The 3030-nt window shown below is 53.3% G+C and carries 4 protein-coding genes; 1 reads left to right on the top strand and 3 read right to left on the bottom strand.

The window, feature by feature from the left end; genetic code table 11:
* Positions 1-274 precede the first annotated feature (274 nt).
* Positions 275-793 carry a deoxycytidylate deaminase gene (locus HMPREF9412_RS07655; RefSeq protein WP_009590851.1) on the bottom strand — a complete coding sequence of 173 codons (519 nt, stop codon included), beginning with the start codon at positions 791-793 and terminating at the stop codon, positions 275-277.
* Between the two features lie 48 nt (positions 794-841).
* Positions 842-1504, bottom strand: a complete 663-nt coding sequence (locus HMPREF9412_RS07660; protein ID WP_009590854.1) for a ComEA family DNA-binding protein — start codon at positions 1502-1504, stop codon at positions 842-844.
* A 173-nt stretch (positions 1505-1677) separates the two neighbouring features.
* Between HMPREF9412_RS07660 and comER the strand changes: the two genes are divergently transcribed.
* Positions 1678-2520 (top strand): late competence protein ComER, encoded by an 843-nt coding sequence (gene comER / locus HMPREF9412_RS07665; RefSeq protein ID WP_009590853.1) that lies wholly within the window; start codon positions 1678-1680, stop codon positions 2518-2520.
* Here comER and HMPREF9412_RS07670 read toward each other — a convergent pair.
* On the bottom strand, positions 2501-3030 hold a 530-nt coding region (locus tag HMPREF9412_RS07670; RefSeq protein ID WP_009590852.1), incomplete at its 5' end, for a class I tRNA ligase family protein. The genes comER and HMPREF9412_RS07670 overlap by 20 nt on opposite strands.

Consider the following 3030-nt stretch of genomic DNA (forward strand, 5'->3'; position numbering starts at 1 on the left):
AAAAAGGCGCCCTGCGCCCACCCACTGGCATACAGCCAATAATAGAAGAATTAGCCCGACCCCAATCACGGCGAGCTTCCATCCGTCATACAGGCATGCAGCACCGCTGCCGATCACCCATAACACGGTAAACACAAGTAATGGCCTTCGTTTCATCATTGAATGTATCCCCTTCTTGACGAAATAAAAAAAGAACCCTTGCCTGCAAATCGCAGTCAAAGGTTCTTCCTCCATAACTTCCTATTTCTATCATTCACAATCGTCAATGCATGATTTATTCCGCTACCGTCATCAAGGTTTCGCGCGGCGGCTCGTATGCTTCAAGCTGCCGGAACGAAATCCCCTTCTGTTCCATCATTCGGGACACCTTGCCGGAGTCCTTGGGATAAGGACGATGGAACACAACCTCGACAATGCCGCTGTTGGCAAGCATGTTCGCACAGGTCCAGCAAGGCTCGTCTGTCACGTACACCGTACTGCCCTCCCTGTCGATCCGGTCCGTGAACAGCAGCAGATTCTGCTCGGCATGAATCGTGCGGATGCAGCGCTGCTTCTTCACCATGCTTTCCTTGCCGTCCTGCACGACCAATTCATAATCCTCCGCGATCATACAACCTGCTTCCGAGCAATCCGGCACCCCCATCGGCGCGCCGTTATAAGCCGTCCCGAGCAGCTTCTTGCCCTGCACCAGCACCGCTCCCACATGACGCCGAGGGCATTGAGAACGGGTAGATACCATAAAGGCAATATCCATGAAATAAGTATCCCAATCTTTACGTTGATCTGCACTCATCTTCTGTCACCTGTTCCTTGTCAATATCTCCTTTATTGTAGCACATAGCTAAAGTCCTACGTAAGGCTTCATCTTCTCCAGCATTTTGGGTCCGATGCCCTTTACGTTCATCAAGTCGGCCTGAGTTCGAAACGGGCCGAACTGATTCCGGTAATCGATAATAGCCTTGGCCTTGGCCTCGCCAATGCCGGGCAGCTCCATCAGCGTGGCTGCATCCGCCGTATTCACATTGATCAATCCGGACGGATCCGGAATGGACGGCGGCAGCGCTGGAGATTCATTGGCAGAGACCGGTTCCCCGACACCCTCCGTAGGGGATGAAGCCGGAGAAACGACTGCCTGTGCAGAAGCTGAAGATGGGGAGGTTTCCGCTGCTTGGCCGTTCCCGGCCGCAGCAGCCGGGTCCAGACTTGCCATCGGTTCCTTCGCGTTCGTAGCGTGCTCGCCTTGTCCACCCTGAGCGGTCTTTGCAGCATCAGAAAAATCCGTTCGAGTGTCGGCAGGGGCTGCAGCCCCTCCCGCATCCTTATCCCGGGAATCGGAAGCAAGCGCCTTCGGACCGGCGCTCTCCTCCATGGTCATGACTTGCTCCAGCTGTTCGTTTAACGGCTGCCAGCCCTCGATTCCCTGTTCCGTGCCGCCGGCAAACAAGATGAGTCCGCAGCCCGCAAGCGTTGCGGCAAGGCTCCAACCTAAAGATATCCGTTTCATCAAAAGACCTCTCCTTAACTTCAAAGTTCAATTCGTACAAACTCTGGAATAATCTTCGGCTTCCCCACCGAAATCGCATGAAAAACCGTCATGAATCGGCATCTTCCCCGCATACATTAGACGTAAGGAACGGTACATTTCTGCCGTAAAGCGCGAAAGGAGGGAACTTACACATGAAGGTCGGTTTTATCGGTACGGGCAGCATGGGTAGTCTGTTGATCGATGCCTTCATTCAATCGGGCGCACTCCTGCCTGAGCAGATTCGGGTCAGCAACCGAAGCCCTGAAAAGCCGCTGCAGCTGGCAAAACGTCATCCCGGTCTGACGGTATGCAGCTCTAACACGGAGACGGCTTCTCAAAGCGACCTGCTGTTTTTATGTATCAAGCCGCTGGAATTCAAAACGGTCATCGGCGAAATCAAGGATCGGCTCGAAACCCGGCAAATCGCCATATCCATCACGAGTCCGGTCCAACTGATCCATCTGGAATCATCGCTGCCTTGCAAGGTAGCGAAAATCATACCGAGCATCACTAACATCACCGGAGGCGGAGCATCGTTATGCATGTATGGTTCCCGAATAAAAGAAGAAGACAGGCAGCTTATAGAAAGCCTCCTGTCTTATATCAGCAGGCCGCTCAAGATACTGGAATCGCACACGCGAATCACTTCCGATTTCTCCAGCTGCGGGCCTGCTTTTTTAAGTTTATTCATGGAAAAATGGATCGACGCTGCCGTTGAAATGACCGGAATCGACCGCAGGTCCCTCAATGCACTAGCCGGCGAAATGCTGCTTGGCACCGGCAAGCTGCTAACGGAGGAGGGCTTCTCCCCCGAAGAGCTGCAAAAGCGGGTGGCGGTTCCCGGAGGCATCACGGCCCAGGCTCTGGCACTGCTGGAATCGAACCTGAACGGGTTGTTCTACCAATTGATCCAAACCACACACGACAAGTATGAGGAGGATTTGGCCAAACTGGATGCTGCCTTCGGTTTTACGATTAACCGGCCACGATATTGACCAGTTTACCCGGCACGGCAATGATTTTGCGAATACTCTTGCCTTCCAGCGCCTGCTTGACATTTGGAAGGGAGAGGCTATGTTGTTGCATGGCTTCTTGGTCCATGTCTTTCGCGATTTTGGCGCGTTCCACGATTTTGCCGTTGACTTGCACCACGATCTCGACTTCTGCCTCTACGGTCCAAGCCTCGTCAAACTCAGGCCAAGGCACGTAGGTTACGCTCTCCGTGTAGCCTAAACGGCTCCACAGCTCTTCAGCCAGGTGAGGGGCAAGCGGGGAAAGCAGTTGGACGAAGTTCTCCATCGCCTTGCGAGGAAGCACTTCCGTTTTGTACCCCTCGTTGATGAATATCATCAACTGGCTGATCGCTGTGTTAAAGCGCAGATGCTCAAAGTCGTCGGTCACTTTCTTAATCGTTTTGTGCAGCGTGCGTTTGAATTCGTCCGTACCCTCGCCATCCACGATTTTAGGATTCAATTGACCGTCGTCTCCGATGAACAGGCGCCATA

This window comes from Paenibacillus sp. HGF5 (assembly GCF_000204455.1).
GTDB lineage: Bacteria > Bacillota > Bacilli > Paenibacillales > Paenibacillaceae > Paenibacillus_AQ > Paenibacillus_AQ lautus_A.